The organism is Nonomuraea maheshkhaliensis, from assembly GCF_039529435.1.
Classification (GTDB): domain Bacteria; phylum Actinomycetota; class Actinomycetes; order Streptosporangiales; family Streptosporangiaceae; genus Nonomuraea; species Nonomuraea maheshkhaliensis.
In genome coordinates, this window is the sequence record NZ_BAAAMU010000070.1 from 1 (window position 1) to 25,883 (window position 25,883).

A 25,883-nucleotide genomic window follows, 5' to 3' on the forward strand; every position below is an offset into this window, starting at 1 on the left:
CGCCGCCACGGCCGCCGTCGCCGGGCCCGCCATCCCCGCGCCCAGCGCGCCGCCCGCCACGGCCCCCGCGCCGGCGAGCAGCCTCCGCCGGCTCACCTGCTCTCGCTCCGACTGACTCATGTCCATCCTTCCGGCGCCGGTCCCCTGAAGACCGGGGTCTCCTCACCGTCCCAGCGCCGCGACCGCCCCCGCATCGGCCGATCCCCCGGTACGGCGGCTGAACCGCCGCTCCACCGGACGGCTGACCCGGCTCCGCCGATCGGCCGGTCGCCGGGCGATCACCGCGTCACGAGCGGGCGCAACCGGGCCGAGAAGCGGTCGGGGTGATCGACGAAGCCGGTGTGGTCGCCGGGGAACAGCACGGGCTCGGCGCCGAGGGCGTCCGCCAGGGCCCTCGCGGTGCGGTCGCACAGCTGACCGGCCGACTCCTCGCCGATGCCGATCACCAGCCGGACCGGCAGCGTACGCATGAGGGCGAGGTCGGGCAGCCAGTGGTCGGTGTGCACCATCTCGTGGGCGAACCAGCGGCGCTCGTCCTCGACGTGCCGCGGATCGCGCTCACCACCGAACATCATCTCCAGCGCCCCGTCCGGCAGCTCGATGCCGGCCTGCTCCATGAACATCGCCCACGCCCCCACGACGTCGCCGGCCAGGTAGGAGGCCCTGAGCTCCTCGGTCCGCGCGTGCACCCGCTCACGGTCGGGCAGCAGGTTCACCAGCGGGGGTTCGTGGGCGATGACGGTGTGCACCTGATCGGGGCGGGACTGGGCCAGGGCCAGCGCGGTGACCGCGCCGCCGCTGGAGCCGAAGACCGCGGCCGGGCCCGCGTCCAGGTGGGCCAGCAGCCGGGACAGGTCGTCGGCGCGCAGGCCGGGGGTGGAGTCCTGCCCGGGGTCGGCGAGCCGGCTGCGGTTGATGCCGCGCGGGTCGGTGGTGAGCACCGTGTGGCCGGCGGCGAGCAGACCGGCCAGCGGCTCGAAGGCCACGGCGTCCATCGGCGCGCCGACCAGCGCCACGAGCGGCCCCTGCCCGCGAACCTCGTAGTGCAGGCGTGCGCCGGGGACGTCGAGCGTGCCGGTGGTGATCGTGCTGGTCATGGCATTCCTCCTGTTCGGAGCCGTCGCGGCCCCTCCGGGGTGAAGGTGAGATCTGCATCGTGGCCGAGCCGGTCGCGCGGAGTCCAACACCTGTTCGAACGGGATACACGCACCAGGCGCGTCAATCGGATAGGAAGGAGGCGTGCCCGACGACGTCGAAATGCGGTTGCTGCGCCACTTCGTGGCCGTGGCCGAGGAGCTGCACTTCAGCCGGGCCGCCCAGCGGCTCTTCCTGGCCCAGCAGGCGCTCAGCCGCGACGTGCGCCGGCTGGAGGACCGGATGGGCGCCCGGCTGCTGCACCGCACCACGCGACAGGTCACCCTCACCCCGGCCGGGACGCTGCTGCTGGGCCGGGCCAGGGAGATCCTCGCGATCTACGACTCGACCCTGCTCGAACTGCACGGTGAGCGCCGCTCGCTGACCGTCGACGTGGTCGGCCCCGGGCTCACTCCCACGCTGGTGCTGGCGCGGGCCCGCCAGCAGGCTCCCACGGTGGAGTTCTTCGCCCGCTTCCACACCGGCACCGAGGCGGCCGTGCCGCTGCTGCTGGCCGAGAAGGTGGACGTCACGTTCGGCCGCGTGCCGGGCCGGGCCGACGGGGTGCGGCAGCGGCCCGTACGGTACGAGCCCATCGCGGTGCTGCTGCCCGATCGCCACCCGCTGGCCGAGGCCGACGCCGTCCCGCTGGAAGCGCTGCGCGGCACCGGGGTGTGCCTGCGCGCGGGCAACCACGCCACGCCGGGCTGGGAGCACGCGGTGCTCCAGTTGCTGGCGCCCTTCGGGGTCGACGCGGCGCTGGCCCATCCACACGTTCAGGGCGTGGACGAGCTCGCCCAGCACATCCGCGAACGCAACGCCCCCATCCTCACCATGACGACCCAGCCCGCCGTTCCCGGCGCCGTCGTGCGGCCGCTGGTGGAGCCGGTCGCGTTGTTCCCCTGGGCGATGATCTGGCGGCCCGGCACCGACCACCCCGGCCTGCGCGCCCTGCACGAGGCCGCGGACGACCTGGCCGCCACCCATGGCTGGCTCACGACGCCGCCGGCGGCCTGGCTCCCCGAGCCCGAGTCCGCCCCGCACGACTGATCACGCCGCCGGAACGGTCTGGCCGGGCGTCAGGAACCGGTGAGGACGACGAGTTGACGGGTCGCCCTGGTCATCGCGACATACCGGTCCACCGCTCCCTCGACGCCCTCCCCGAACCGCTCCGGATCGACGAGGACGACCAGGTCGAACTCCAGTCCCTTCGACAGCTCAGGGGTCAGTGACCGGACACGGGGGGTCTCCTGGAACGTGGGATCGCCGATGACGCAGGCGGTCCCGTCGGCGTGCTCGGCGAGCCAGGCGTCGAGGATCGGGCCCAGCTCCGCGACGGATCCGTACCCGACGGGGACGCCTGCGGCGCGGATGGACGTGGGCACGTTGGCGTCGGGCAGCACGGCCCTGATGACCGGCTCGGCCTCGGTCATGATCTCCTCGGGCGTGCGGTAGTTGACGCTGAGGCCGGCCAGGTCGATCCGGTCGAGCCCGATCCGCTCCAGCCGTTCCCGCCACGACTCCGTGAAGCCGTGCCTGGCCTGGGCCCGGTCCCCGACGATGGTGAAGCTCCTGGACGGGCAGCGCAGCAGCAACATCTGCCACTCCGCGTCGGTCAGCTCCTGGGCCTCGTCCACGACGACGTGCGCGAACGGTCCGGCGAGCAGGTCGGGCTCGGTGCCGGGCGGTGTGCCCTCCTCGATCAGGCTGTTCTGCAGATCCTCCCCGCGCAGCATGGTCACCAGGCCCTCGCCGTCGGGGTCGGCGTCGATCAGGGCGTCGACGACCTTGTTCATGCGCTCGCGTTCGGCGGCGACGGAAGCCTGGTGCCGGCGCCTGCGCCGGGACGCCTCCGGGTCGCCGAGCCGTTGCCGGGCCGCGTCCAGGAGCGGCAGGTCGGAGACCGTCCAAGCCTGGGCGTCCTGGCGGCGCAGCCGTCTGACCTCGTCGGGGCTGAGCCAGGGGGCGCACATCCGCAGGTAGGCGGGCACCGACCACAGGTCTCCGACGAGGTCCGCGGCTTCGATCAGCGGCCAGGCGCGGTTGAAGGCTGTGCGCAGTTCCCTGTTGCGCAGCAGCGACGTGCGCAGCAGGCCGTCCGGGACCTCCTCCTCGTGCTTGTCGATCAGGATCGTGAGCAGTTCCGCCCAGATCTGCTCGCGTGCCTCGTTGTGCGGCGTGCCCGGCTCCGCCGCCTCGAACGCCTCGGCCCAGTCCTCGGGGCTCAGCCAGAGGTCGGACCAGGGGGTGGTGACCGTCATCCCCTCGGCCGGGGGGTTCTCGTAGAACCTGACGGCCGGTTCGATCGCCTTCACCATGCCGGCGGACGACTTCAGGCGCGCCACCTCCGGGTCGGTCTCGACCGTCGCCGTGGCGCCCTCGGCGACGAGGTCGCGCAGGGTGCAGGTCTGTACGCCCTCCTCCCCGAGGCTGGGCAGGACGTCGGCCACGTAGGCCAGGTACGGCTGGTGCGGGCCGACGAACAGCACGCCGCCCCTGCGGTGGCCGAGGCGGGGGTCCGCGTAGAGGAGGTAGGCGGAGCGGTGCAGGGCGACGACGGTCTTCCCGGTGCCCGGGCCGCCGTCCACGACGAGGGCGCCGCGCGATCCGGCGCGGATGATGGCGTCCTGGTCCGCCTGGATGGTGCCGAGCACGTCCCGCATCCGGGCCGAACGGCTGCCGCCCAGGCTGGCGATGAAGGCCGACTGATCGTCGAGCGCGGCGTGCCCTTCGATCCCGTCGGGGGTGAACACCTCGTCCCAGTAGTCGCTGATCCGGCCGCGGGTCCAGCGGTACCTGCGGCGGCTGGTCAGGCCCATCGGGTTGGCGTGGGTGGCGCCGAAGAACGGCTCCGCGGCGGGTGAGCGCCAGTCGAGCAGCAGCCGGCGGCCCGCGCTGTCGGTCAGGCCGAGCCGGCCGATGTAGACGGGCTCGGGGTCGTCCGCGCCGACCATGTGCCCGAGGCACAGGTCCAGGCCGAAGCGGCGCAGGGCGCGCAGGCGGGCGGTCAGCCGATGCACCTCCAGGTCCCGGTCCATCGCCTGCCTGCCGAGCCCGCCTGGCGACTTCCGCTCGGCGTCGAGGCGGGCGGACAACTCGGCGATCGACGCTTCCAGACTCTCCGCGATGGCCGCGAACCGCTCCTCGTCCCCGGCGATCAGCGCCGGGTCCGCCTTGGGGGCGAGGCGGGCGGGAAGGTCGAACGCGCTGATGGTCAGGTGGTTCACAGTCATTGACTCCCGTTTGCGCAGCTGTCGGCCTCGGCCGCCGATTCTGCGGCATGACCGGGGCCTTGTGGCAAGCCCCCCTGTGCGCTATACGTTGAGAGTGGAAGGGAGTTGTTTCTCCTCTTCTCCCCTTCTCCGCCCCGCGGCTTTTCCCGTTCCTGGCCCCTCGGCGCCGCCGCGCGTCAGGCGTGTGCGGCCGGTTCCAGCACCCAGCGGGCGAAGTCGGCGGGCAGCACGTTGCTGCCGCACAGGATCGTGGTGACGCGCCGGCCGGCGAAGCGCTCCGGCTGCTCCAGCACGGCGGCGATCCCGAGCGCCGCCGACGGCTCGACGACGAGGCCCGCGTGCTCGTAGAGGGCGCGCAGACCGGCCTTGATCGAGTCCTCCGCCACGAGCACCACGTCGTCCAGCACCACGAGCAGGTCGTCCAGCACCTCGGGGATCGGGCAGCGCCCGGCGACGCCGTCGGCGATCGTGTCGATGTGGTCGGTCTCGACGACCGTGCCCCGCCGCCACGACAGCGCCATGGCGGGCGCGCCGGACGGCTGGATGCCGATCACCTCGGCGTGCGGGGCGAGCGAGCGCACGACGTAGCCCACGCCGCCGGCCAGCGCCCCGCCGCCGAGGGCGACGAGCACGACGTCGAGCTCGGGGTCGTCGCGGACGAGTTCGAGGCCGATCGTGGCGGCGCCTTCGCAGGTCGCCAGGTCCAGGCTGTCCTCGACCAGGTACGCGCCGTCGGCCCGGGCCAGCTCGCGGGCCAGCAGCCGGGCGTCCTCGATGTCGGCGCCTTCGAGCCGCACTTCCGCGCCGAGTTCGGCGATCCGGCGCAGCTTGAGCGGGTTTGCGGTGGTCGCGGCCACGACGGTGACGTCGAGCCCCCGGCGCGCGCCGCTGTGGGCCAGCGCCTGGCCGAGGTTGCCCGCGCTCGCGCACACCATGCGGGACGCGCCCGCCCGCCGGACCTGGGCCGCCACGGTCTCCGTACCGCGTCCCTTGAAGCTCCGTACCGGATTGAGCGTCTCGACCTTCAGCGTCACCGCGCACCCGAGGGCCTGGCCGAGCGGCGGGCACGGCAGCGACGGCGTGTCGAGGAACACCGGATCGATCTCGCCGGCCGCCGCGCGGACCCGATCGAGCCGCATGCGAACGCGATCAAGGTCCCTCATGGTGACGGAGTATGTCACGCCCTCATCGCCGCTCGCCAGGCCCTCGGCAACGGGTGCCACGCGCTCAGCGCCGCCGCGCCTCCAGGTTGCGCTGCCACTGCTCCATGGCCTGCCGGAGCGCCTCGCTGACGAGGAACAGCAGCTCGGCGGCGGTCTCGAAGCGGTCGCCCGCCGGGGTGGCGGGCCCGAGGATCTCGCCGCCCCGCCGCGACGCGGCCGTCAGAGCCTCGTTCATGTCCACGGACGCCTGGATGGAGCGCAGCCAGATGTCGTCGTCGGTGACGTAGCGTTCGCGGCGCCCGCCGGGAGTCCGTTCGCGCCTGAGCATGCCCTGCTGTTCGAGGAAGGTGACGGCGTGGGAGACCGAGGCCGGGCTGATGCGCAGCCGCTGGACCAGATCGGCGGCGGTGAGGCTGCCGGCGTCGGTGACGTAGAGGCAGGCGAGGACCCTGGCCGCCATCTTGGGCAGCCCCTGCCCGACGAGGAGGTCGGTGAAGGACTCGGTGAACTCCTGGACCGCCTGGGGGTCGCGGCCGTGGCCGCCGTCGGGGATCGCCGGCTGCTGCGGCTGGGCCTGCTTGCGCCTGCGGGCGCGGTGCCGGGTGGCCTCCTGCGCGCGGTCCGCGCCGTAGTCGCCGGGGCCGCCGTTCCTGGCGACCTCGCGCATGATCGTCGAGGCGGGCCGGCCGAGGCGGCGGCCGATCTCCGCGTAGCCGAGCCCCTCAGCCAGCCATGTCGCGATGTGCCGGCGGTCCTGGCCGGTCAGTCTGCCTCCGGGCATCGGTGCTCGGCTCCTGTCTGCTCTGGTCGGCGTGCGCCGTTCTGTCGCACAGTATGCATTCAAGCGCACCTCATTGCAATCCTCGCTCGGATCCGTCATTGCGTTCACTCTCATTGTCATTGCAAAACTAAGCCATCCCGCTCTTTTCAACAGGTTATACAGCCAGCTTTTGCTTGTTGACGATTCCTTGAACGCAATGTACTGTCAGGGTCGTTCAGAGATTCCCGAACATCCATGAGGAGATTCACGATGGAACACGACAACGGCGGCTTCTCCGTCAGCGGGCTGCGCAGGCTGCACGACGTGCTGGCCCGGCGGGTCGAGTCCGGCCGCATCCCCGGCCTGGTCGCCCTGGTCAGCCGCGGCGGCGAGACGCATGTCGAGGCACTGGGCACCATGCGCCACGACGGCGGCCCGCCGATGCGCCGCGACACGATCTTCCGGATGGCGTCCACGTCCAAGCCGGTCGCGATGGCCGCGGCGATGATCCTGCTCGACGAGTGCCGGGTGCGGCTGGACGACCCCGTGCAGCAGTGGCTGCCCGAGCTCGCCGACCGGCGGGTGCTGAAGCGGGTCGACGGCCCGCTCGACGACACCGTCCCGGCCCGGCGGCCGATCACCGTACGCGACCTGCTGACCTCCACCTTCGGCCTCGGCATGGACATGACGTCGCTGGGCACCCCGATCATGAACGCGGTCTTCGAGCAGGGGCTGACGCCCAACCTGCCGGAGCCGATGCCCGAGCCCGACGAGTGGATGCGCCGCCTCGGCTCGCTGCCGCTGATGTACCAGCCGGGCGAGCAGTGGCAGTACCACATCAGCAACGACCTGCTCGGCGTGCTGGTGGCCAGGGTCACCGGGCAGACCTTCGAGACGTTCCTGCGTGAGCGGGTCTTCGAGCCGCTGGGGATGAAGGACACCGGGTTCCACCTGGACGGCGACAAGATCGACCGGCTGCCGGTCCTCTACGCCCCCGACCCGCAGACGGGCGAGTTCCACGTGTGGGACGAGGCCGAGGGCGGGCGCCACAGCAAGCCGCCGGCGTTCCAGGGCGGCGGCGGGGGCCTGGTCTCCACCGTCGACGACTACCACGCCTACTTCAACATGCTGCTGAACGGCGGCACGCATGAGGGCGAGCGGATCCTGTCGCGGCCGGCCGTCGAACTGATGACCACCAACCGCCTCACCCCCGCCCAGCAGGCGGTCAGGAACGCCATGGCGACCGACAACGTACACGTGTCCTTCGGTCAGGGGCAGCACGGCGGCTGGGGCTTCGGCATGGCGGTCCGCACCTACCGCGGCGACTACGCCTCCGTCGGCCAGTTCGGCTGGGACGGCGGCACCGGCACCACGGCCTACTCCGACCCGGCCAAGGGGCTCACCGGCATCCTGCTCACCCAGGTCGGGATGAGCATCCCGGACCCGGCCCAACTGGTCCACGACTTCTGGACCACCCTCTACCAGGCCATCGACGACTGACCAGCGCGCCCTACGCCCGACCACCTTGAAGAACTCGCACAAGGAGCAAACCCCCATGACCATCACCCTCACCGACCAGGACAAGCTGACCCTGCGCACCGCCGCGTACGGCGCCGTCACGCTGCTGGCCGCCGCCGACGCCGGGGGCAGCCCGCACAAGGTCGCCACCAAGGGCTCCATCGCCCTGTACTCCGCCACCGGCCCGATCGGCCACGTGCTGGCCGACAAGTCGACCGGCGTGGACCTGAACGGCAAGTCCGTGGCCGCCATCGCCGACCACGTGCTGCCCGCCCTGACCGCGGCGATGAGCCTGCTCAAGCGGCAGGACCCGGCGGAGGCGGGCAACTTCCGCCAGACCGTCCTCGTCGCCGTCGAGGCGGCCACCCGCACCGACCAGGGCCGTCAGCCGAGCCCGACGGTCGCCGACATGACCCGCAAGATCACCGAAGCCCTCGACGCCGCCTGACCGACGCACCACCTGTCACATCCCCCTCTTTTTCCCCACGGCGGAGCACTCGGCAGTGCTCCGCCGTATCGTGTGCCAGGCATGTCACATGTCGCCGGTGACTAAGCGCATAGTCAGCCCTAGAATGCGAGTTACCAAGACTCGCGGCGGGCCACACCCTCATCGTGGCCGGCATGTCCGATGGGCGGCGCGGGCGGCATCGAGACCACGCACTCGGGGTCGAAGGGGGCGAGGATCGAAGATGGCCCGACGGCAGGCCCGGTTCACCGCGCAGGATCTGGCGGACGACTCACGGCTGCGGGACCACTCTCCCGAGCTGTGGCGAGACGACCTGGGGGAGGTCCAGCGCCGGCTGCTGTCGTCGGCCGTGCGCTGCTTCGCCGCGAACGGCTTCCACGCCACGACCACGCGCGACATCGCCGAGTGCGTCGGGCTCAGCCCGGCCGCCCTCTACGTGCACTTCCCGTCCAAGGAACTCGTCCTGTACGAGATCGTCAAGGCCGGCCACGAACGCGTCCTCGCCCACGTCAGGGACCCCGCCATCACGGGCCTGGACGGTTCGGCCGAGCGGCTGCGCGCCATCGTCTCGGCGTACACCGTGTGGCACGCCCGCCACCACGTGACCGCCCGCGTCTGCCAGATCGAGTTGCACGGACTCACGCCCGAGCACTACGGCGAGATCGTGGAGCTGCGTCACCAGACCAACGGCTACTTCAGGGGCGCGGTCGCGCGCGGGGTGGCCGACGGGGCGTTCGCGAAGGTCGACGTCACGCGGGTCACGCGGGCGATGTTGTCGCTGGCCATAGACCTGGTCCGGTGGTATCGGCTCGACGGCCCCGACTCGCCCGAGCAGCTCGGCGAGTTCTACGCCGACCTCTCGCTGAAGCTGCTCGCCCCGGGCTGACACGCGGGCGGCGTTCGGCCGGGCTTGGCCTTCACCGGTTGACAAGCGACCGTTCACAGCCTGACTATGCGCTTAGTAACCTCGGCGGACTCCCGATCAGACCCCGGCCCGTGGTGCTCTGGAGGCCCCCTTGCACGCCTTGACGCAGGACCTGACCACCTTCTCACGCGGACGGCCCGCCGTTCCCCGCCCGCATGCGTGACCATGCCGTACCCGCGCCCCGACCAGCGCCGACCCACCGCACATGGACGGATGCACCGATGACCGTGCCATTGACCGTGCAGTCCCCCTTCGCTCCCCCCGCGCCCCTCGCCTCGTGCACCGTCTTCCTCGACCTGCTGGCCCGCGAGGCGGCGCCGGTCGAGTTCGAGGAGCCGGTGGTCGCGGCCCGGGCGGCGGGCGCGCCGCCCGAGACGCTGGCGCAACTGGAGGCCGCCAAGCTGGCGGCGCTGCGGGTGAGCGCGGACATGCGGCGCCAGGCCGGCCGGGAGGCCGAGCTGAGCGCGCTGTTCGACCTGGCGGGCGACCTGGCCGCGCTGCGCGACCTGGACGCGATCCTGGAGACGGTCGTACGCCGGGCCAGGCGGCTGCTCAACGCGGACGTCGCGTACGTGACGCTGAACGACGACGAGTCCGGCGAGACCCGCATGCGGATGACCGACGGGTCGATCTCGGCGGCCTTCCGGCGGCTGCGGGTCCCGTTCGGCGACGGGCTGGGCGGGCTGGTGGCGCAGACGGCGATGCCGTACAGCACCGATCACTACGCGGCGGACCCGCAGTTCCGGCACCGCGCCTTCATCGACGCGGCGGTGGCCGAGGAGGCGCTGGTGGCGATCCTGGGCGTGCCGATGCGGCTGGGCAGCCGGGTGGTCGGCGTGCTGTACGCGGCCAACCGCAGCCAGCGGCCGTTCGCCCCGGAGAAGGCGGTGCTGCTGGGCTCGCTGGCGACGCACGCGGCGCTGGCGGTGGACAACGCGCGACTGCTGGAGCACACCCGTACGGCGCTGGAGGAATCGGACGCGGTCAACGCGAGGATCCAGGCGCGCTGCGCGGCGATCGAGCGGGCCGCGCAGGCGCACGACCGGATGACCGCCCTGGTCGTCAGGGGCGGCGACGCCGGCGACGTGGCCGCGGTGGTCACCGAGGTGCTGGGCGGGGCGCTGCACGTCGTGGACGCCGACGGCCGCTGCCTGGCCGCGTCGGGCGAGCAGGCGCCGCTCTCCGAGGACGAGATCGACGCCGCCATGGCCGTGGCCGGCTCCGTCCACACGCGGGGCGGCACGACCAGGCACGGCGACCTGTGGGTCACCCCGATCGCGACTCCCGGCGAGGTGCTGGGCACGCTGGTGTTACGCACCACGGCGGAGCTCGGCGACGCCGACCGGCGCATCCTGGAACGGGCCGCGCTGGTCACCGCGCTGCTGTTGCTGCTGCGGTGCAGCGCGGCCGAGGCGGAGGCACGGGTGCAGGGCGAGCTCCTGGACGACCTGCTGGCCGGCCGAGCCGGCGGGTCGGCGGCGCTGGAGGCGCGGATGCGCCGGGCCGGTCTGGACGCGGACGCCTCGTACGTGATGCTCTCGGCCCGCTACGCCTCGCCCAGGCATCGCGGCCGGGCCGCGTTCTGGGCGGCCGCGCACGTGGCGGCTGCGCACGGGCTGGAGGCGGCCCGTGGCGAGGAGATCGTCCTGCTGCTGCCGGGCGACGCGCCGGGCGAGACCGCGCGCCGCGTCGCCAAGGAGCTGGGCGCGGCGCTGGCCGCGCCCGTGACGGTGGGCGCGGGCGGGGCGATCCGCGACCTCACCGGGGTCCCCGCCGCGCACCGGGAGGCCCGGCGCTGCGCCGACACGCTGCTCGCCCTCGACCGGCTGGACGACGGCGCCGACGCCCGCGAGCTCGGCTTCGTCGGCCTGCTGATCGGCACGCAGCGCGACGCCCGCGGCTTCCTGGACTCGACGCTGGGCCCGGTGCTCGACTACGACGCCCGCCGCGGCACGTCCCTGGTGCGGACGCTGGAGACGTACTTCAGCAGCAGGTGCGGCCTGTCCAGGACCGCCGAGCGGTTGCACGTGCACATCAACACCGTGCACCAGCGCCTGCACCGGGTCAGTCGCCTGCTGGGCGAGGACTGGCAGGAGCCGGAGCGGGCTCTGGAGATTCAGCTGGCTCTGCGCCTGCACCGGCTGCGGGGCTGACCGGCGGGTCCACCTGCCGCCGGGAGATCAGCAGGTGCCGGGCCGTACCCCAGATGCCCCGGCGGAACAGCAGCACGATCACGATGAAGATCGAGCCCGTGACGATGCCGATGCCCTCGAACCCGGCGGTGGCCAGGAAGTCCTGGAGCTGGACGACGATTCCGGCGCCGATGGCCCCGCCCCACAGCGTGCCGATGCCGCCGAGGATGACCATCATCACCACCTGTCCCGAGGTGGTCCAGTAGAGCCCGTCGAGCGCGGCGAAGCCGTGGCCGATGGCGAAGACGCCGCCGGCCGTCCCCGACAGCGCGGCGGACAGGACGAACGCCAGCAGCCGGTAACGCTCGACGGGATAGCCGAGGGCACGCGCGCGGGCCGGGTTGTCGCGGATCGACACCAGCACCCGTCCGAACGGCGAGCGCACGATCCGCCAGGCGGCGAACAGCCCGGCCAGCACGAACGGCAGCCCCGCGTAGTAGAAGAAGAACGGGTCGGACAGGTCGAGACCGAGGAACTCGCGCGGGATGCCCTGCAGCCCGTTCTCGCCGCCGGTGACGTCGCGCCACTGGTTGGCCACGAAGTAGATCATCTGGGCGAAGGCCAGGGTGACCATGGCGAAGTAGATGCCCGTCAGCCGTACCGACAGCAGGCCGATCGGCAGCGCCAGCAGCGCCGCGAACAGCGCGCCACCGAGGATCGCCACCGGGAACGGCATCCCGCCGTGCAGCACGATCAGCCCCGTGCAGTACGCCGACCCGCCCCAGAACGCGGCGTGCCCGAACGACAACAGCCCGGTGAAGCCCAGCAGCAGGTCCACGGCGGCGGCGAACAGCGCCCAGCAGGCGATGTCCAGCGCGACCGGCGGATAGATCAGCCACGGCAGGACGAGGGCGGCCAGCAGCCCGAGCACCAGGAGCACGATCCCGCCCCGGCCCGAGCGGGCCAGCCTGGACAAGATCACCGGTACGCCTCCTCACGTCCGAACAGACCGGCAGGTCGCCACAGCAGCACGGCGGCCATCAGGATGAACACCGTGATCTGGGAGAGTGCGGGCACGTACAGGTTGCCCAGCGCCGACACCAGCCCCACGGCGAACCCGGCGGCGACCGAGCCGAACACCGAGCCCAGCCCGCCGATCACGACCACGGCGAAGACGGTGATGATCAGGTCGGCGCCCATCAGCGGGTTGACCGCGCGCATCGGCGCGGCCAGCACCCCGGCGAACGCGGCCAGCGCGATCCCGAAGCCGAACACCGGCGTCACCCAGCGGCCGACGTCGATGCCGAGCGCCCTGGTCAGCTCCGGCCGCTCGGTCGCGGCCCGTACGATCATCCCCACCCGGGTCCTGGTGAGCACCACCCACACGGCGAGGCACATCAGGATCGACACTCCCAGCACGAACACCTGGTAGGCCGGGTAGGTGAACAGCCCCAGGTCGACCGTGCCGGCCAGCTCGGCCGGCCGGGGGTAGGGCTGGGAGTTCACCCCGTACTCGCGCCGGACGAGGTCCTGGAGGATGAGCGCGAGCCCGAAGGTGAACAGGAAGTTGTAGAGCGGGTCGAGCGGCGTCAGCCGCCGGACGAACAGCCGCTCCAGCACGGCGCCGCCCACGCCCAGCAGCAGCGGCACCAGCACCAGTGACACCCAGAAGTTCAGGTCGAACGCGTCCAGCGCGATGAACGCCCCGAACGCGCCGAGCATGTAGAACGCGCCGTGCGCGAGGTTGACCACGCCGAGCATGCCGAAGATGACGGCCAGGCCGAGGGCGAGCAGGGCGTAGAACGACCCGCCCACCAGCCCGTTGAACGCTTGCTGGAGCACTCCTGCCGCCCTACAGCTTGCACGCCGGGTCGGGCTGCGGCTGGAACGCCTCAGCGGCCGGGATGGTGTTGAGCACCTTCTCGTAGTCGTACGGCTCCTTGACGTCGGCGGACCCCTTGACCTCCGCCAGGTAGGCGTCGTGCAGCAGCAGGTGGTCCTGGGCGCGGATGGTGCCGTTGCGGACGAACATGTCCTCGACCTTCTGACCTTCCAGCGCCGCCACCACCTTGTCGGCGTTGTCGGTGCCGGCCCGCTGCACGGCCTCCAGGTACTGCAGGGCGGCCGAGTAGTTGGCGGCCATGTTGGCGGTCGGCCGCTTGCCCAGCTTGGTGTTGAACCTGTCGGCCCAGGCCCGGGTCTTGTCGTCGAAGTTCCAGGTCCACATGGTGGTGTAGCGGGTGCCGGCCAGGGAGTCGGGCCCGAGCGAGTGGATGTCGCTGAGCAGCAGCAGCCCGATCGCCAGCGTGACGCCCTTGTCGCGCAGCTTGTACTCGTTGTACTGCTTGACCAGGTTGACCAGGTCACCGCCGGCGTGCATGGTGCCGAGCACCTGCGGCTTGGGGTCGAGCCCCGGCGCCTTGAGCAGGAACGTGGAGAAGTTGTCGTTGGGGAACGGGGTCGGGTCCGACTCGACCACGGAGCCGCCGGCCCCCTGGATCGCCGTGCTGAACGTCTTGGTCATGTCCTGGCCGAACGCGTAGTCCGGATAGACGATGTACCAGCTCTTGGCGCCGGCCTTGGTCACCTCGGTGCCGGTGCCGTGGGCCAGCATGTAGCTGTTGTAGCCGTAGTGGAAGGTGTACTTGTTGCACGCCTTGCCCTCCAGCTCGGTGCTGGCGGCGCCGACGTCGATGAACACCTTCTTCTTGTTCTTGGCCACGGTGGCGACGGCGAGCGCGGCGGAGGAGGTGGGTACGTCGAGGATCACGTCCGCCTTCTGGCGGTCGTAGAGCTCCTGTGCCTTGGAGTTGGCGATCTCGGGCTTGTTCTGGTGGTCCGCGCCGGTCACCTCGACCTTCTTGGCCACCGCCTTGTCGCCGTATTTGGCCTTGTAGTCCTCCACCGCCATCTTGACCGCCTCGATCGAGCTGCGGCCCGAGGTGTCGGCGTAGATGCCCGACTGGTCGTTGAGCACGGCCAGAGTCACCCCGCCGTCGCTGATCGCTCCCCCGCCGCCGCCCGGCCCGCCTCCGCATCCGGCCAGCAGCAGCGCGGCGGCGGCCAGTCCGCCGCTCCAGCCCGTGATTCTCATACGGCATCTCCTCTGTTCCCGGGCGCTCGGCCGTTCTGTCGGCGGTCGTCAGATTCCGAGGTATTCGAGTAACTGGTGCTCGCGTTCGCGGACCTGGTCGCGATCCAGCGACTCGACGATCCGTCCTTCCGCGAGCAGGTAGTGGCGGTCGGCGACGGCGGCGGCGAAGTGCACGTTCTGCTCGACCAGCAGCACCGTCGTGCCCGCCGCCCTGACCTCGCGCAGGATCTCGCCGATGCGCTGGACGAACAGCGGCGACAGGCCCTCGGTCGGCTCGTCGCACAGCAGCAGCCGGGCGCCCGTGCGCAGCACCCTGGCCAGCACGAGCATCTGCTGCTCACCGCCCGACAACGTCGTGCCCGGCGAGCGGCGCCGCTCCCTCAGGTGCGGGAACGTCTCGTACACGCGCTCCAGCGACCACGGCTCAGGGCCGCCGCCGCCCTTCACCACCGGCGCGAGCGTGAGGTTCTCCTCCACCGACAAAGTGGCGTAGATGCCGCGGTCATCGGGGACGTAGCCGAGGCCGCGGCGGGCCCTGGCGTGCGGGGGCAGCCCGGTGACGTCGTCGCCGGACACCGAGATCGTGCCCGTGGTCCTGCCGTAGGCGCCGTGCAGACCCATCAGGCAGCGCAGCAGGGTGGTCTTGCCGGCGCCGTTGCGGCCCACGAGGGTGACGATCTCGCCCTCGTCGACCCGCATCGACACCTCGCGCAGCGCCTGCGCCTCGCCGTACCAGGCGGACAGCCCGTCAACGCGCAACATCGGAGTCCCCCAGGTAGGCGGTGATGACGCGAGGATCGTGGCGGATCTCGGCGTACGGGCCCTCGACCAGCACCTTGCCGTGCTGGAGCACGGTCACCCGGTCGGCGAGGCTGGCGACCACGTTCATGTTGTGCTCGACCATGACCACGGTGCGGCCCGTGCGGATCTCCTGGACGAGCTCGATGGTGCGGTCCACGTCCTCCGCGCCCATCCCGGCCGTCGGCTCGTCGAGCAGCAGCACCTTCGGGTCGAGCGCCAGGGCGAGCGCCAGTTCCAGGGCTCTTTTGCGGCCGTACGACAGCGAGCCCGCGGGGACGTCGCCGTGTCCGGCCAGCCCGACCCGGGCCAGCAGCTCGGCGGCCGGGGCGGTGAAGCGGGCCAGCGCGCGGTCGGAGCGCCAGAACCGCCAGCCGAGCCCGGTCGGCCCGGCCAGCGCCAGCTCCAGGTGCTGCAGCGGGGTCAGCTCGGCGAACAGGCTGGTGATCTGGAACGAGCGCGCCAGGCCCAGCCGGCTGATCGCCTCGGGGCTGCGCCCGACCAGCTCCCTGTGGCCGTCGATCACGACGCTGCCCGCGGTCGGCTTGAGGAAGCCGGTGAGCAGGTTGAACAGGGTGGTCTTGCCGGCGCCGTTGGGTCCCACCAGGGCGTGCACGCTGCCCTCGGCCACGTCCAGGTCGACGCCGTCCACGGCGCGGAAGCCGCGGAACTCCCTGGCCAGTCCTCGCGCCCGCAGGACGGGGACGGATCCGGCATCGTGCGGGCCTGCCGCGGGACCTTCGCCCATGCACCCCTCCTCACGACTCACAAGGTGAGCTGGAACACCGTGAACGCTAGGTGGCGGCCCGGACGGCGGACCAGGTGAGGCACCTCCACATTCGTACGGCCTGATGTGCGGTGGTACACACCCGTTCGGCGCTCGGGCTTCCCCGTGCCGCCCGCCGCCGATCCGGCCGGCTCGCCGGCGGCGCGGCGGTGGAGGTCGTGTCCACAGGTAGCCGGGGAACAGTGGCGACCGCATACGTCGCCGCGCCCGTCTCCGTCGATCACCATGGCGTCCACCACGGCCTGACCGATGGGAGTCGCACATGTCCTTTCCGCTCCGCAGATCCACCCTCCTCCCGGCTTTGGTGGCCACGTTCCTGGCTCTCCCCCTGGCGCCGGTGGCCGCCGCCGCGCCCGCCGACGCCCGCTGCGCCCGGATCGGCAAGCTCCACGTGCCGGGCGCGCGGCACCAGGTCGCCGCCTGCCTGGACGACCTGACCACCGCCGGCACGACCGCCTCGGGACACACCGATCCGGCCGACTGGACGGGGCTGCACTCGACGGGCACCCGCAACCCGAGCGGCGTGCCGGGGATCCAGATCGACGGCTACTTCGACGACACCTCCACCGGCAACCCCACCCACGGCTGGAACCACGACGCGCAGTTCGTCATCCGGCTGCCCGAGCGGTGGAACGGCGGCCTGGTCGTCGCCGGGGCGCCGGGCAACCCCCGCCAGTACGCCAACGACTTCACCATCTCCGACTGGGTCCTGGCCAAGGGCTACGCCTACGCCTCGACCGACAAGGGCAACGTCGACCTGGGCTTCTACCACGACGGGCAACGGCCTGGCGACGCCATCGCCGAGTGGTACCGCCGGATGACCGAGGTGACCGTCGCGGCCCGGGCGACCGTGGCCCGGCATTACGGGAAGAAGCTACGCAGGACGTACGCGATGGGCATCTCCAACGGCGGCCAGCTCGTGCGCTGGGCGCTGGAGAACCACCCCGAGCTGTACGACGGCGGCGTCGACTCAGAAGGCACCTTCTGGACGGCGGACGGCCGGCCCAACGCGCTCACCTACCTGCCGGTGGCGCTGCGCGAATATCCCAAGTACGCGGCCACCGGCGACCCTGAGGCGCACGCCGCGATGCTGCGGGCCGGCTTCGAGCCCGGCTCGGAGTTCCTGTGGGACTTCAACTACCGCATCCTGTGGGACGGCACCCAGCGCAAAGTCCGCGAGGAGCTCGACCCGGACTTCGACGGCGACCTCGACGCGGGCATCCCGTTCTGCCAGAGCGGCACGCCGAACTGCGACGCCGACTACGACTTCTACGCCCGTCCGCGGAGCGTGCAGCAGGCGGTGCGGAAGGTCGCGCACACCGGCCGCATCGGCAAGCCGCTGATCACCGTGCAGGGGACGCTGGACGCGCTGCTGCCGATCAAGGTGCACGGCGACGCGTACGCCAAGTCGGTGCGCGCGCAGGGCATGGCCGCCCGGCACCGCTACTACCGGATCGAGGGCGCCTCCCACCTCGACATCGAGTACGACATGTTCCCCGACCGGATGCGGCCGCTGCTCCCGTGCATGCGGACCGCGTTCGAGGCGCTGGAGCGCTGGACGTCCGGGCAGCAGCAGCCGCCGCCCAGTGCCACCATCCCGCGTCAGACCTCGGGCGACGTGGCCAACACCTGCTCGATCGGCTGACCGATCAGCTGACCGTCAGCTCGCCGGCCCTGGCCCTGATGAGCCGCCTGACGATGAGGGCGGAGGGCGAGGGCCGGCTGTCCTGACGCTGCGTCAGGCACAGGTGGACGGGGTCGGCGTCCGACAGCGGCAGCCAGACCACGTCGGCGATGTCGGCCGAGGTGTCGAACCTGGCCAGGATGCCGACCCCGGCGCCCTGACCGACCATCACCTTCACGGTCCGCGCCGACATCGCCTGCACGACGACGTCGGGTGCGGCCACGTGGCGGTGCAGCGTCTCCCACATCACGGTGCCCGCCCGCATGGTGACGATCGGCCAGGTCTCCAGGTCGCGCCACTGGATCTGGTCGCGGCCCGCCAGCGGATGGTCCGTGCGCGCGTACGCGCCGACGGGCGCCGAGATGAGTGGGATGCGGCGCAGCCCGGGCGCGGGCGGGCTCGCCGGCATGGTGACCACCCCGAAGTCGAGCGCGCCGTCCAGCACCGCGGCCTCGATGTCGGCCGACGCCCCCTCGCGGACCGCGAACCGCAAACCGGGATGGAACTGCCGCAACCGGCCCACGACCGGCGCGATGATGGTCTCCACGGTCACGGTGACGCCGCCGATCTGCACCCGGCCCCGGTAGGTGCCGCTCGTCTCCATCGCCGACTCGCGCACGGCCTCCTCGGCCGCCACCAGCCGGCGCAGCGGCTCGATCAGCGCCTGCCCGGCCGGCGTCGGGCGCACGCCGTGGCGGCTGCGGGTGAGCAGCACGACGTCCAGCTCCTCCTCCAGCAGCGCGATCTGCTGGCCGAGCGCGGGCTGGCTCACGCCGCACCGGGCCGCCGCCGCGCGCAGCGACCCCGTCTCGACCGCGGCCAGGAAGTACCGGGCCCGTTCCACCCGCACGCGGCCCACCATAAAGGCAGAACCTTTCACCTGTGAACTGCTTCCACGTCTTCCCGTCGCCGCGACGGGGCGCGATCGTGGCCGATGAAACACGAGGTGAAAGGAATATCAAGTGGCTGACCGCCCCCTCAGCGGAGTGCGTGTCCTGGACGTGTCGACGATCCTGGCCGGGCCGCTCGCGTCCGCGCTGCTCGGCGAGTTCGGCGCCGAAGTGATCAAGGTCGAGCATCCCGGCACGGGCGATCCGGCCCGCCACTACCCGCCGCTGGAGGACGGCGAGTCGGCCGCCTGGTCGATGATCGGCCGGGGAAAGCGCAGCGTCACGATCGACCTGCACCACGCCGAGGCGGCCGCGCTGGTCGGCCGGCTGGCCGCGGCCGCGGACATCGTGGTGACCAACTTCCGCCCGGCGACGCTGCGCCGGTTCCGGATCGACTTCGACGACCTGCGCGCGTACCGGCCCGACCTGGTGATGATCCAGGTGAGCGCGTTCGGCAGGACCGGCCCGTACGCCGACCGGCCCGGCTTCGCCCGCGTCGCGGAGGCGTTCGCCGGCCTGACCCACCGCACAGGAACCCCCGACGGGCCGCCCGTCTTCGCCGGCTATCCCGTGGCCGACGGCGTCACCGGCATCTACGCCGCGTTCGCCGCCATGCTCGCGCTGCGCCAGCGCGACCTCACCGGGCAGGCCCAGCTCGCCGACATCCCCCTGTACGAGCCGCTGCTGCGGATGATGGAGGACTTCGTCGTCGAGTACGGCGCCACCGGCGAGCCCCGCGAACGCCAGGGCAACCGCAACCCGCACATCAGCCCCAACGACCTCTACCGCACCCGCGACGGCCGCTGGCTGGCCCTGCCCGCCTCGACCGAGCAGATGTGGCGCCGGCTGGTCACCGTCATGGGCGCGGACGACCTCGCCGTGCACGACTCCATGACCGCCCGGCTGGAACACCGTGAGGAGATCGAGGCCAGGGTCGCCGCCTTCGTCGCCGCCCACGACCTCGAACCCCTGATGTCCCTGCTCACCGCGGCCGGAGTGGCCGCCGGGCCGGTCAACTCCGCCGCCGACATCTGCGCCGACCCGCACATCCGCGCCCGCGGCTCGATCGTGGAGGTGCCGGACGCCAGGACGGGCCGCCCGCGGCTCATGCAGGCCCCGGCCGGGCGTTTCTCCGGGTTCGACACCACGATCGGCGGCCCCGCGCCCGCCCTGGGCGAGCACACCGACGACGTTCTCCGCGACCTCGCCGGGCTGGCCGAGCCGGAGATCCATGACCTGCGCCACCGAGGAGTGGTCTGACCCGAAAGAGGTGTGCCCATGACCATGGCCACCCTGTCCATCATCGTGCTGGTCGCCCTGCTCGCGGCGACCCTGATCCCCGGCTTCGACCTCGGCCTGGGCGCCCTGGCGGCGGCGTTCCTGCTCGGGCTCGCCGCCGGCGTCCCGACGAACGACGTGACCGGCTTCTTCCCTGCCGACTTCTTCGTGCTCATCGTCGGGGTGACCGCCCTGTTCGCCGTCGCGCAGCTCAACGGGACCCTCGACTGGTTACTGGACGTCCTGCTGCGGGCGGCCGGCGGCCGGCTCGTGCTGATCGCGCTGGCGCCGTTCGCCATCGGCGCCGTGCTCACCGCGGCCGGCACCCTGCCCGCCGCCGCGACCGCCATCGTCTCCCCCATCGCCCTCGGCTTCGCCGCCCGCTACCGGATCTCGCCGATGCTCGCCGCCGTCCTGGGCGTCACCGGCATCATCAGCGGGCTGCTGTCGCCGCTGGCCGTGTACGGGGTCACCGCGCGCTCGCTGAGCGGCAAACTGGGCATCGACCTGCCCGGCTCGGCGCCGGTGACGTTCCTGGCCGGGGGGCTGGTGGCGGGGCTGGTCGTGTGTGCGGGGTGCCTCGTGGTCGGCCGGTTCACCGGCGGCATCCCCCGGGGCCGCGCCTCCGTCCCGGCCACGCCGCTCGGGGCCGGCACCACCGACCCGGCCGGCCCCGCGTCCGGCACCGCCGACCTTGACCCCGCGTCCGGCGCCACTTCCGGCGCCACTTCCGGCGCCACTTCCGGCGCCACTTCCGGCGACGCGGCTTCCAGTGGCGGGGCTTCCGGCACCGCGACCGTGACGGTCGCACCCACGGCGGCGGCGACGCAAGGTCCAGGTTCAGGAACGCGAGCCTTCACGCTGGTGTGCATGGCCGCCGTCGTCGTCCTGTCCGTCGGCTTCGACATGAACGTCGGCTATCTCGGCCTCACCGCCGCCCTGGTGCTGCAGCTCGCCTTCCGGCTGCCGCTCGGCGCGATCGTCTCCAGGATCCCGTGGAACGTGGTCCTGCTGATCGGCGGCCTGCTCACGTACGTGGGCCTGATGCAGCACCTGGGCGCGTTCAAGCAGATCAGCGAGCTGCTCGGGGTGGCCGGCTCGCCGCTGCTCAGCCTGCTGGTGCTGTGCTACGTCGCCGGGATCACGTCCTTCGCCGCCAGCTCCATCGCGGTGTTCGCGACCGTCATGCCCCTGCTGCCGCCGCTGGTGGCCGCCGGAGTCTCCCCGGTCGGCGGGGTGCTCGCCGTGGCCCTGGCCTCGGTGCTGGTCGACCTCAACCCGCTCGGCATCACCGGCGGCCTCATCCTGGGCGCCGCCGAGCCCCCGGCCCGAGCCCGCCTGTTCCGCCAGCTCCTGGTGTACGGGCTGATCTCGATCGTCGTCGCCCCCGTCCTGACCTGGGCCGCCTTCGGCTGGTGGTGATTCGCCGGGGACGTCAGAAGGCGTAAGGACCGAACCGCCCCCAGGCGACGAACGCCGCGAGCAGGAACAGGACCGCGTTGACCGCGATCCCGGACGGCTCCTTACGGCGGACGTGGACCACCGCGGCCAGCACCATCGTCAGCGCCAGGCCGGCCGCGGCCAGCGGAGTCAGCACGGGGGCGATGCCGGTGAGGGCGGGCAGGATCAGGCCGAGCCCGCCCGCCACCTCGGCGACGCCGATGAAGCGGATGGTGCCGGCGGAGAAGTCGTCCACCCACGGCAGCTTCGGGGCCAGCTTCTCCTTGGGCTGCGTGGCCTTCATCACTCCTGCCATGAAGAACATGGCGCCGAGAGCGATCTGCACGATCCACAGGGCGATGTTCATGGGGACTCTCCTTGACGGTCGGGGGTGCGGTGGGCAGCTCGGCCAGGCGAACGACGGTGCTCGGCGTCGTCCCCGGGAAAAGTGGAACGGCCTACCCGCTTTCATCATGCCACGTTCGGCGATGAAATGGGTAGACCGTTCCACTTGGTTAGAATGGAAGCATGAGCCGCAGCGCCGACCCGGATCCGCCCGACGACCGGCAGCCCGAGCCGGGGCTGCGCGCCGACGCCGAACGCAACCGCGTGCGCATCCTGGCCGCGGCCCGCCGCCTGTTCGCCGGGCAAGGACTCGGCGTCTCGATGGCCTGCGTGGCCCGGGAGGCGGGCGTCGGCAAGGCCACCCTGTCGCGCCGCTTCGCCAGCCGCGAAGAGCTCATCAACGCCGTCTTCGCCGACCGCATGGACGCCTACGCCGCCGCCACCGCCCGGGCGCTCGCCGATCCCGACCCGTGGCGCGGCTTCACCGGCTTCATCGAGACCGTATGCGCCATGCAGGCCGCCGACCGGGGCTTCGCCGACGTGCTGGCCAGGTCTTTCCCGTCCGCCAAGACCCTGGAGGCCCGGCGCGCGGAGGCGTACGAAGGGTTTCTGACGATCATCGCCCGCGCCCAGGCCGGCGGCCACCTGCGCGACGACTTCACCGCCGAGGACCTCGTCATCCTGCTGATGGCCAACGCCGGCGTCGTCGCCGCCACCGCCGAAGCCGCCCCCGACGCGTGGCGCCGCCTGGTCGGCCAGATGCTCCGCGCCTACGCCACCCCCGGCACCCCGCTCCCGCCCCTGGCACCACCCCCAACCGGGACCGCGGTCTACCGCGCCATGCTCCGCATCTCCCGCCCCGCCCCAAACTCGGGTACTTAGCGATCAGCCGATCGCCTTGGCGAGCTTCCTGGTGAACCGGTGCATGTGCGGATCGAGCCGTTCGACGGGCTCGGCGAGCACCTCCCGCGGCGACAGCCACCTGACGCCGGCGAACTCGCCCTCGTCGTAGGTGGTGATGGGGTCGGTTTCGATGACGAACCAGAGCGACACGTCGGTGTGGGAGCGCGCACCGCGCGTCCGCGTCGCCGTGACGAAGAACGGCCGCTTCCCGGCCGGCCCGGCTGGGCGGGCCGTTACGCCCAGCTCCTCCCGGCACTCGCGTTCGACGGTCTCCCAGGTGTCCTCGCCCGGCTCGACATGCCCGCCGCTCGGCAGCCAGAGCCGCGCCTTGCGGTGATCGACGAGCAGGATCTCCTCGCTCGGGCTGAGGACCACGGTGTAGGCCACGAGGTGCGGATCAGGCACATCGGGCGCATCCGTACGGTAGAGCGGCGCCCCACTGGCGATCCAGTCAAGCCCCTCGGCCATGTGGACGGCCTCCAACTCGTCCCACGGGGTGATGCCGGCGAACTGCCGCGCCAGCCGCTCCCGCGCGCCCCCGGAGCCGCCTCGCTCGATCACGACCGCACCAGGGGCAGCCCCCGACCTCCCGGCTCCTTCATGAGAACCGACTGTATCGCCCACGACCGGCAAGAACCGGCGAGCGGAATGGGCCGGCTTTGCGAGAAATCACGAAGACCGCGGCACGGCTCGCTTCCTACGTTGGTCCCCATCCAACTCACGACAGGGGAACGAACGTGGGACGACGATCACTGACCCGAACGCTCATCGCCATGCTCATCGCCATGCTCATCGCCGTGACCGGCTGGTCCGCCCTCACCGGCAACGCCTCCGCGAGCACCGGCGGCACGCTCCTCGACGACGTACCACCCGGCACCTACAGGATCACCCTCCCGGCAGACGCCACGCAGTGCCTGACCGCGGGCGCCAAACTGATCGACCCCCAGCGCATCTACGTGTACTTCGACCCGTGCCAGCCGGGCGACACCAGGCAGGCGTGGAGCTTCCAGCCGTCCGCCAACCCCGGCTCCCCCACAGGCGCGCGCCGCGTCCAGAGCGCGGCGTTCTCCGGACGGTGCCTGGACGCCGACAACCGAGGCGGCCGCCTCACCGGCGTCATCCACGTCTACGCCTGCAACACCAGCCCCAACCAGGCGTGGCAGTTCAAGGGTGGCCTGGGCGCACCCGGTAGCGGGTGCGTGTGGGTGGCCTACCTGTGCGACGTGCGCATGGTGCGCGTCCCGGCCATCCCGTACTACGACGACCTGCCCGCCCGCCTGATCAAGCCGAGCCTGGAGGACGTCAACTTCGGCCGGGACCTGTTCATCGTCCAGAACTGACGATCGGCCCGCCCGCGCCGGGCAGGAGGACGGCGCCTACTCGCCACCGCCTCCCTCGTCGTTGTAGCTGTCGTCGCGGCTTCGGGAGGGGACGCTCATGGAGAGCACCGCGCTGCCGGGCGACCTCGACGAGGAGGATCCGGCGGAACCTCCGAACCTGCTCGCCGAGCCGGCCGGCTGCCCCTTCGCCCACCGCTGCCCGCACGCGACCCCGACCTGCCACACCGAGGCGCCGCCGACGCACACGTTCACCCCGGACCACCGGACCCGCTGCTGGCTCTACGCCTGACGGTTTCGGCTCCGGTCCTGCGGCAGACCTGCCGGCGGATGCGGACACGAACGGTCCTCGTTCTGCAGCAGACTGAGGGGTATGCCGGACACCACCGCACGCGCGCTCGCCCTCCTCAACCTGCTGCAGACGCACCGGCACTGGACGGGCCCCGACCTGGCCCGGCGGCTCGGCGTCACGCGGCGCACGGTGCGCAGGGACGTCGAACGCCTGCGTGACCTCGGATACCGCATCGAGTCGGCGCCGGGGCTCGCGGGCGGTTACCGGCTCGAACCCGGCGGGGTGGTGCCGCCGCTCCTGCTCACCGACGACGAGGCCGTGGCGATGGCGGCGGGCCTGCGCCTCGCGGCGACGCGGCAACTCACCGACGGGGCCGACACGACGCTGCGGGCGCTCACCAAGCTCGAACGCGTGCTGCCCGCCGCGCTGCGCGAACGGGTCAACGCCCTCGCCACCGCGGTACGGCCGTCCAGGACCCGAACCAGGGCCGGGGTGTCCCATGCCGTACTGACCGATCTGGCGCTGGCCTGCCGCGACCACGAGCGCACCCGCTTCACCCATACATCCCCCTCAGCGAGCGGCCCGTCAACACGCCACGTCGAACCCCACCACCTGACCCCGTCCGAACGTCACTGGTACCTCCTGTGCTGGGACCTCGACCGCGACGACTGGCGCACGTTCCGCATCGACCGGATCTCCGCCGTACGCCGCACCGCCGTGTTCTTCGAGCCGCGCCCGCTCTCCCAGCGCCAGATCGAGGAGTTCGTGGCCGTCGCGACGTCATGGGGCAGGCAGGCGACCGACGCGACCGCGACGATCCGGATGCCGATCGAGCGGCTCCGGCAGGAGTTCGGCGAGTGGGCGCAGGGCGTCGAACCGGCGGGCGCCGGCACCACGCGCTGGCCGGTCGGCGGCGGCGACGTCCGCGAGACGATGTACGCCCTGTCGTGGATCCCGGCCGGCGTCGAGTACACCGTCGACCTGCCCGGCCCCGCACGCACGCAACTGCGCGAGATGCTCGCACGCATGCTCCGCGCCCTGGAGACGCCGCCTGAAGTCACCCGTCGATCCCCCGCAGACGCGGACGGAATATGACCTCGTCTCCTGCGAGCATGCCTGCACCGCTCACGCAGGAAGGATCACCATGACCACATTCCCCCACGCGCCCGCCGGCTCGAACACGGTCAACCCGTTCATCATCACCGACCAGGCCACCGACCTGATCGGCTTCGTCATCGACGTGTTCGGCGCGACCGACGTGCCGGCGGCCCGTACGATCGACAAGGACGGGCTCGTCCTGCACGCCGAGCTCCGCCTGGGCGACTCGCTGCTGACGCTCGCCGACCGCAAGCCCGACTGGCCGTTCACCCCCGCGCTCACCCGCGTCTACGTGAACGACATCGAGGACACTCTCGCCCGCGCGGAGGCTCGCGGAGCACGCATCGTGACCCGCCCGACCGACTTCTTCGGCGACAAGCTCGCCCGCTTCCAGGACCGTTCAGGAAACCTCTGGTGGGTGTACCAGCACGATCCCGCGGCGACCGACCAGGACTGGACCACCGCCTCCGACGAGCCGGCGGAGTGGTCCCAGGAGACCGACGACTGGACCAGCTTGTCCACCCCTGAGCTCGACTACATCCACCAGACCCTCATGGACGCGATGCACACACTCCACGACCCGAGAACCCCCTGAGCCCGCAGGCT

The 25,883-nt window shown here is 72.0% G+C and carries 25 protein-coding genes; 13 read left to right on the forward strand and 12 right to left on the reverse strand.

Annotated elements, in window-relative coordinates; all coding sequences use genetic code 11:
- Positions 1–278 precede the first annotated feature (278 nt).
- Complete coding sequence (locus ABFX54_RS35680) at positions 279–1,097, reverse strand: alpha/beta fold hydrolase (protein WP_346111097.1); 819 nt, start codon at positions 1,095–1,097, stop codon at positions 279–281.
- 142 nt (positions 1,098–1,239) lie between these two features.
- Between ABFX54_RS35680 and ABFX54_RS35685 the strand changes: the two genes are divergently transcribed.
- Positions 1,240–2,184: a LysR family transcriptional regulator gene (locus ABFX54_RS35685; RefSeq protein ID WP_346111098.1), complete on the forward strand. Its 945-nt coding sequence runs from the start codon at positions 1,240–1,242 to the stop codon at positions 2,182–2,184.
- Between the two features lie 29 nt (positions 2,185–2,213).
- Here the strand turns inward: ABFX54_RS35685 and helR are convergent, their stop codons facing one another.
- The 3 genes from helR to ABFX54_RS35700 all read right to left on the reverse strand — a co-directional run bounded on the left by helR (position 2,214) and on the right by ABFX54_RS35700 (position 6,311).
- Positions 2,214–4,367 carry an RNA polymerase recycling motor ATPase HelR gene (gene helR / locus ABFX54_RS35690; protein WP_346111099.1) on the reverse strand — a complete coding sequence of 718 codons (2,154 nt, stop codon included), beginning with the start codon at positions 4,365–4,367 and terminating at the stop codon, positions 2,214–2,216.
- A 176-nt stretch (positions 4,368–4,543) separates the two neighbouring features.
- Positions 4,544–5,530 carry a threonine ammonia-lyase gene (locus ABFX54_RS35695; protein ID WP_346111101.1) on the reverse strand — a complete coding sequence of 329 codons (987 nt, stop codon included), beginning with the start codon at positions 5,528–5,530 and terminating at the stop codon, positions 4,544–4,546.
- A gap of 64 nt (positions 5,531–5,594) precedes the next feature.
- Positions 5,595–6,311, reverse strand: coding sequence for a GbsR/MarR family transcriptional regulator (locus tag ABFX54_RS35700; RefSeq protein ID WP_346111102.1), 717 nt, complete (start codon positions 6,309–6,311; stop codon positions 5,595–5,597).
- Positions 6,312–6,560: 249 nt separating this feature from the next.
- Here ABFX54_RS35700 and ABFX54_RS35705 point away from each other — a divergent pair, with 249 nt between their 5' ends.
- From ABFX54_RS35705 to ABFX54_RS35720, 4 genes are all read left to right on the forward strand, one after another.
- Positions 6,561–7,790, forward strand: coding sequence for a serine hydrolase domain-containing protein (locus ABFX54_RS35705; protein ID WP_346111103.1), 1,230 nt, complete (start codon positions 6,561–6,563; stop codon positions 7,788–7,790).
- A 55-nt stretch (positions 7,791–7,845) separates the two neighbouring features.
- Positions 7,846–8,256 carry a hypothetical protein gene (locus tag ABFX54_RS35710; protein WP_346111104.1) on the forward strand — a complete coding sequence of 137 codons (411 nt, stop codon included), beginning with the start codon at positions 7,846–7,848 and terminating at the stop codon, positions 8,254–8,256.
- Positions 8,257–8,497: 241 nt separating this feature from the next.
- A complete protein-coding gene (locus ABFX54_RS35715) occupies positions 8,498–9,160 on the forward strand; it encodes a TetR/AcrR family transcriptional regulator (RefSeq protein WP_346111105.1) in 663 nt (220 codons plus the stop codon).
- Between the two features lie 260 nt (positions 9,161–9,420).
- Positions 9,421–11,352, forward strand: coding sequence for a helix-turn-helix domain-containing protein (locus ABFX54_RS35720; RefSeq protein ID WP_346111106.1), 1,932 nt, complete (start codon positions 9,421–9,423; stop codon positions 11,350–11,352).
- Here ABFX54_RS35720 and ABFX54_RS35725 read toward each other — a convergent pair.
- Genes ABFX54_RS35725 through ABFX54_RS35745 form a run of 5 tightly spaced genes read right to left on the reverse strand, consistent with a single transcriptional unit; the run spans position 11,264 to position 15,971 of the window.
- Positions 11,264–12,313, reverse strand: coding sequence for a branched-chain amino acid ABC transporter permease (locus tag ABFX54_RS35725; RefSeq protein WP_346111107.1), 1,050 nt, complete (start codon positions 12,311–12,313; stop codon positions 11,264–11,266). The genes ABFX54_RS35720 and ABFX54_RS35725 overlap by 89 nt on opposite strands.
- A complete protein-coding gene (locus tag ABFX54_RS35730) occupies positions 12,310–13,173 on the reverse strand; it encodes a branched-chain amino acid ABC transporter permease (RefSeq protein WP_346111108.1) in 864 nt (287 codons plus the stop codon). Before ABFX54_RS35730 ends, ABFX54_RS35725 begins: the two co-directional genes overlap by 4 nt.
- Before the next feature lie 10 nt (positions 13,174–13,183).
- Positions 13,184–14,425, reverse strand: coding sequence for an ABC transporter substrate-binding protein (locus ABFX54_RS35735; protein WP_346111109.1), 1,242 nt, complete (start codon positions 14,423–14,425; stop codon positions 13,184–13,186).
- Positions 14,426–14,473: 48 nt separating this feature from the next.
- Entirely contained in the window at positions 14,474–15,187 is a 714-nt protein-coding gene (locus tag ABFX54_RS35740) for an ABC transporter ATP-binding protein (RefSeq protein WP_346111110.1), read from the reverse strand.
- Entirely contained in the window at positions 15,174–15,971 is a 798-nt protein-coding gene (locus ABFX54_RS35745; RefSeq protein WP_346111111.1) for an ABC transporter ATP-binding protein, read from the reverse strand. The genes ABFX54_RS35740 and ABFX54_RS35745 overlap by 14 nt, the downstream gene beginning before the upstream one ends.
- A 301-nt stretch (positions 15,972–16,272) precedes the next feature.
- Here ABFX54_RS35745 and ABFX54_RS35750 point away from each other — a divergent pair, with 301 nt between their 5' ends.
- Positions 16,273–17,655, forward strand: a complete 1,383-nt coding sequence (locus tag ABFX54_RS35750) for a 3-hydroxybutyrate oligomer hydrolase family protein (protein ID WP_346111112.1) — start codon at positions 16,273–16,275, stop codon at positions 17,653–17,655.
- A gap of 4 nt (positions 17,656–17,659) precedes the next feature.
- On the opposite strand, the gene ABFX54_RS35755 is transcribed toward ABFX54_RS35750, so the two are convergent.
- Positions 17,660–18,544, reverse strand: coding sequence for a LysR family transcriptional regulator (locus tag ABFX54_RS35755; RefSeq protein ID WP_346111113.1), 885 nt, complete (start codon positions 18,542–18,544; stop codon positions 17,660–17,662).
- A 112-nt stretch (positions 18,545–18,656) separates the two neighbouring features.
- Here ABFX54_RS35755 and ABFX54_RS35760 point away from each other — a divergent pair, with 112 nt between their 5' ends.
- Positions 18,657–19,844: a CaiB/BaiF CoA transferase family protein gene (locus tag ABFX54_RS35760; RefSeq protein WP_346111114.1), complete on the forward strand. Its 1,188-nt coding sequence runs from the start codon at positions 18,657–18,659 to the stop codon at positions 19,842–19,844.
- An 18-nt stretch (positions 19,845–19,862) separates the two neighbouring features.
- A complete protein-coding gene (locus ABFX54_RS35765; RefSeq protein ID WP_346111115.1) occupies positions 19,863–21,284 on the forward strand; it encodes an SLC13 family permease in 1,422 nt (473 codons plus the stop codon).
- Between the two features lie 13 nt (positions 21,285–21,297).
- On the opposite strand, the gene ABFX54_RS35770 is transcribed toward ABFX54_RS35765, so the two are convergent.
- Positions 21,298–21,669 (reverse strand): DoxX family protein, encoded by a 372-nt coding sequence (locus ABFX54_RS35770; RefSeq protein ID WP_346111116.1) that lies wholly within the window; start codon positions 21,667–21,669, stop codon positions 21,298–21,300.
- 161 nt (positions 21,670–21,830) lie between these two features.
- On the opposite strand from ABFX54_RS35770, the gene ABFX54_RS35775 reads away from it, so the two are divergent.
- A complete protein-coding gene (locus ABFX54_RS35775; protein WP_346111117.1) occupies positions 21,831–22,529 on the forward strand; it encodes a TetR/AcrR family transcriptional regulator in 699 nt (232 codons plus the stop codon).
- Positions 22,530–22,532: 3 nt separating this feature from the next.
- On the opposite strand, the gene ABFX54_RS35780 is transcribed toward ABFX54_RS35775, so the two are convergent.
- Complete coding sequence (locus ABFX54_RS35780; RefSeq protein ID WP_346111119.1) at positions 22,533–23,111, reverse strand: NUDIX hydrolase; 579 nt, start codon at positions 23,109–23,111, stop codon at positions 22,533–22,535.
- Positions 23,112–23,287: 176 nt separating this feature from the next.
- Here ABFX54_RS35780 and ABFX54_RS35785 point away from each other — a divergent pair, with 176 nt between their 5' ends.
- From ABFX54_RS35785 to ABFX54_RS35800, 4 genes are all read left to right on the forward strand, one after another.
- Positions 23,288–23,890 (forward strand): RICIN domain-containing protein, encoded by a 603-nt coding sequence (locus ABFX54_RS35785; RefSeq protein ID WP_346111120.1) that lies wholly within the window; start codon positions 23,288–23,290, stop codon positions 23,888–23,890.
- A gap of 97 nt (positions 23,891–23,987) precedes the next feature.
- Positions 23,988–24,179 carry an oligopeptide/dipeptide ABC transporter ATP-binding protein gene (locus ABFX54_RS35790; RefSeq protein ID WP_346111121.1) on the forward strand — a complete coding sequence of 64 codons (192 nt, stop codon included), beginning with the start codon at positions 23,988–23,990 and terminating at the stop codon, positions 24,177–24,179.
- An 81-nt stretch (positions 24,180–24,260) separates the two neighbouring features.
- On the forward strand, positions 24,261–25,274 hold the full coding sequence (locus ABFX54_RS35795; protein ID WP_346111122.1) for a helix-turn-helix transcriptional regulator: 1,014 nt from the start codon (positions 24,261–24,263) through the stop codon (positions 25,272–25,274).
- 49 nt (positions 25,275–25,323) lie between these two features.
- On the forward strand, positions 25,324–25,872 hold the full coding sequence (locus tag ABFX54_RS35800; protein WP_346111123.1) for a VOC family protein: 549 nt from the start codon (positions 25,324–25,326) through the stop codon (positions 25,870–25,872).
- Positions 25,873–25,883 lie beyond the last annotated feature (11 nt).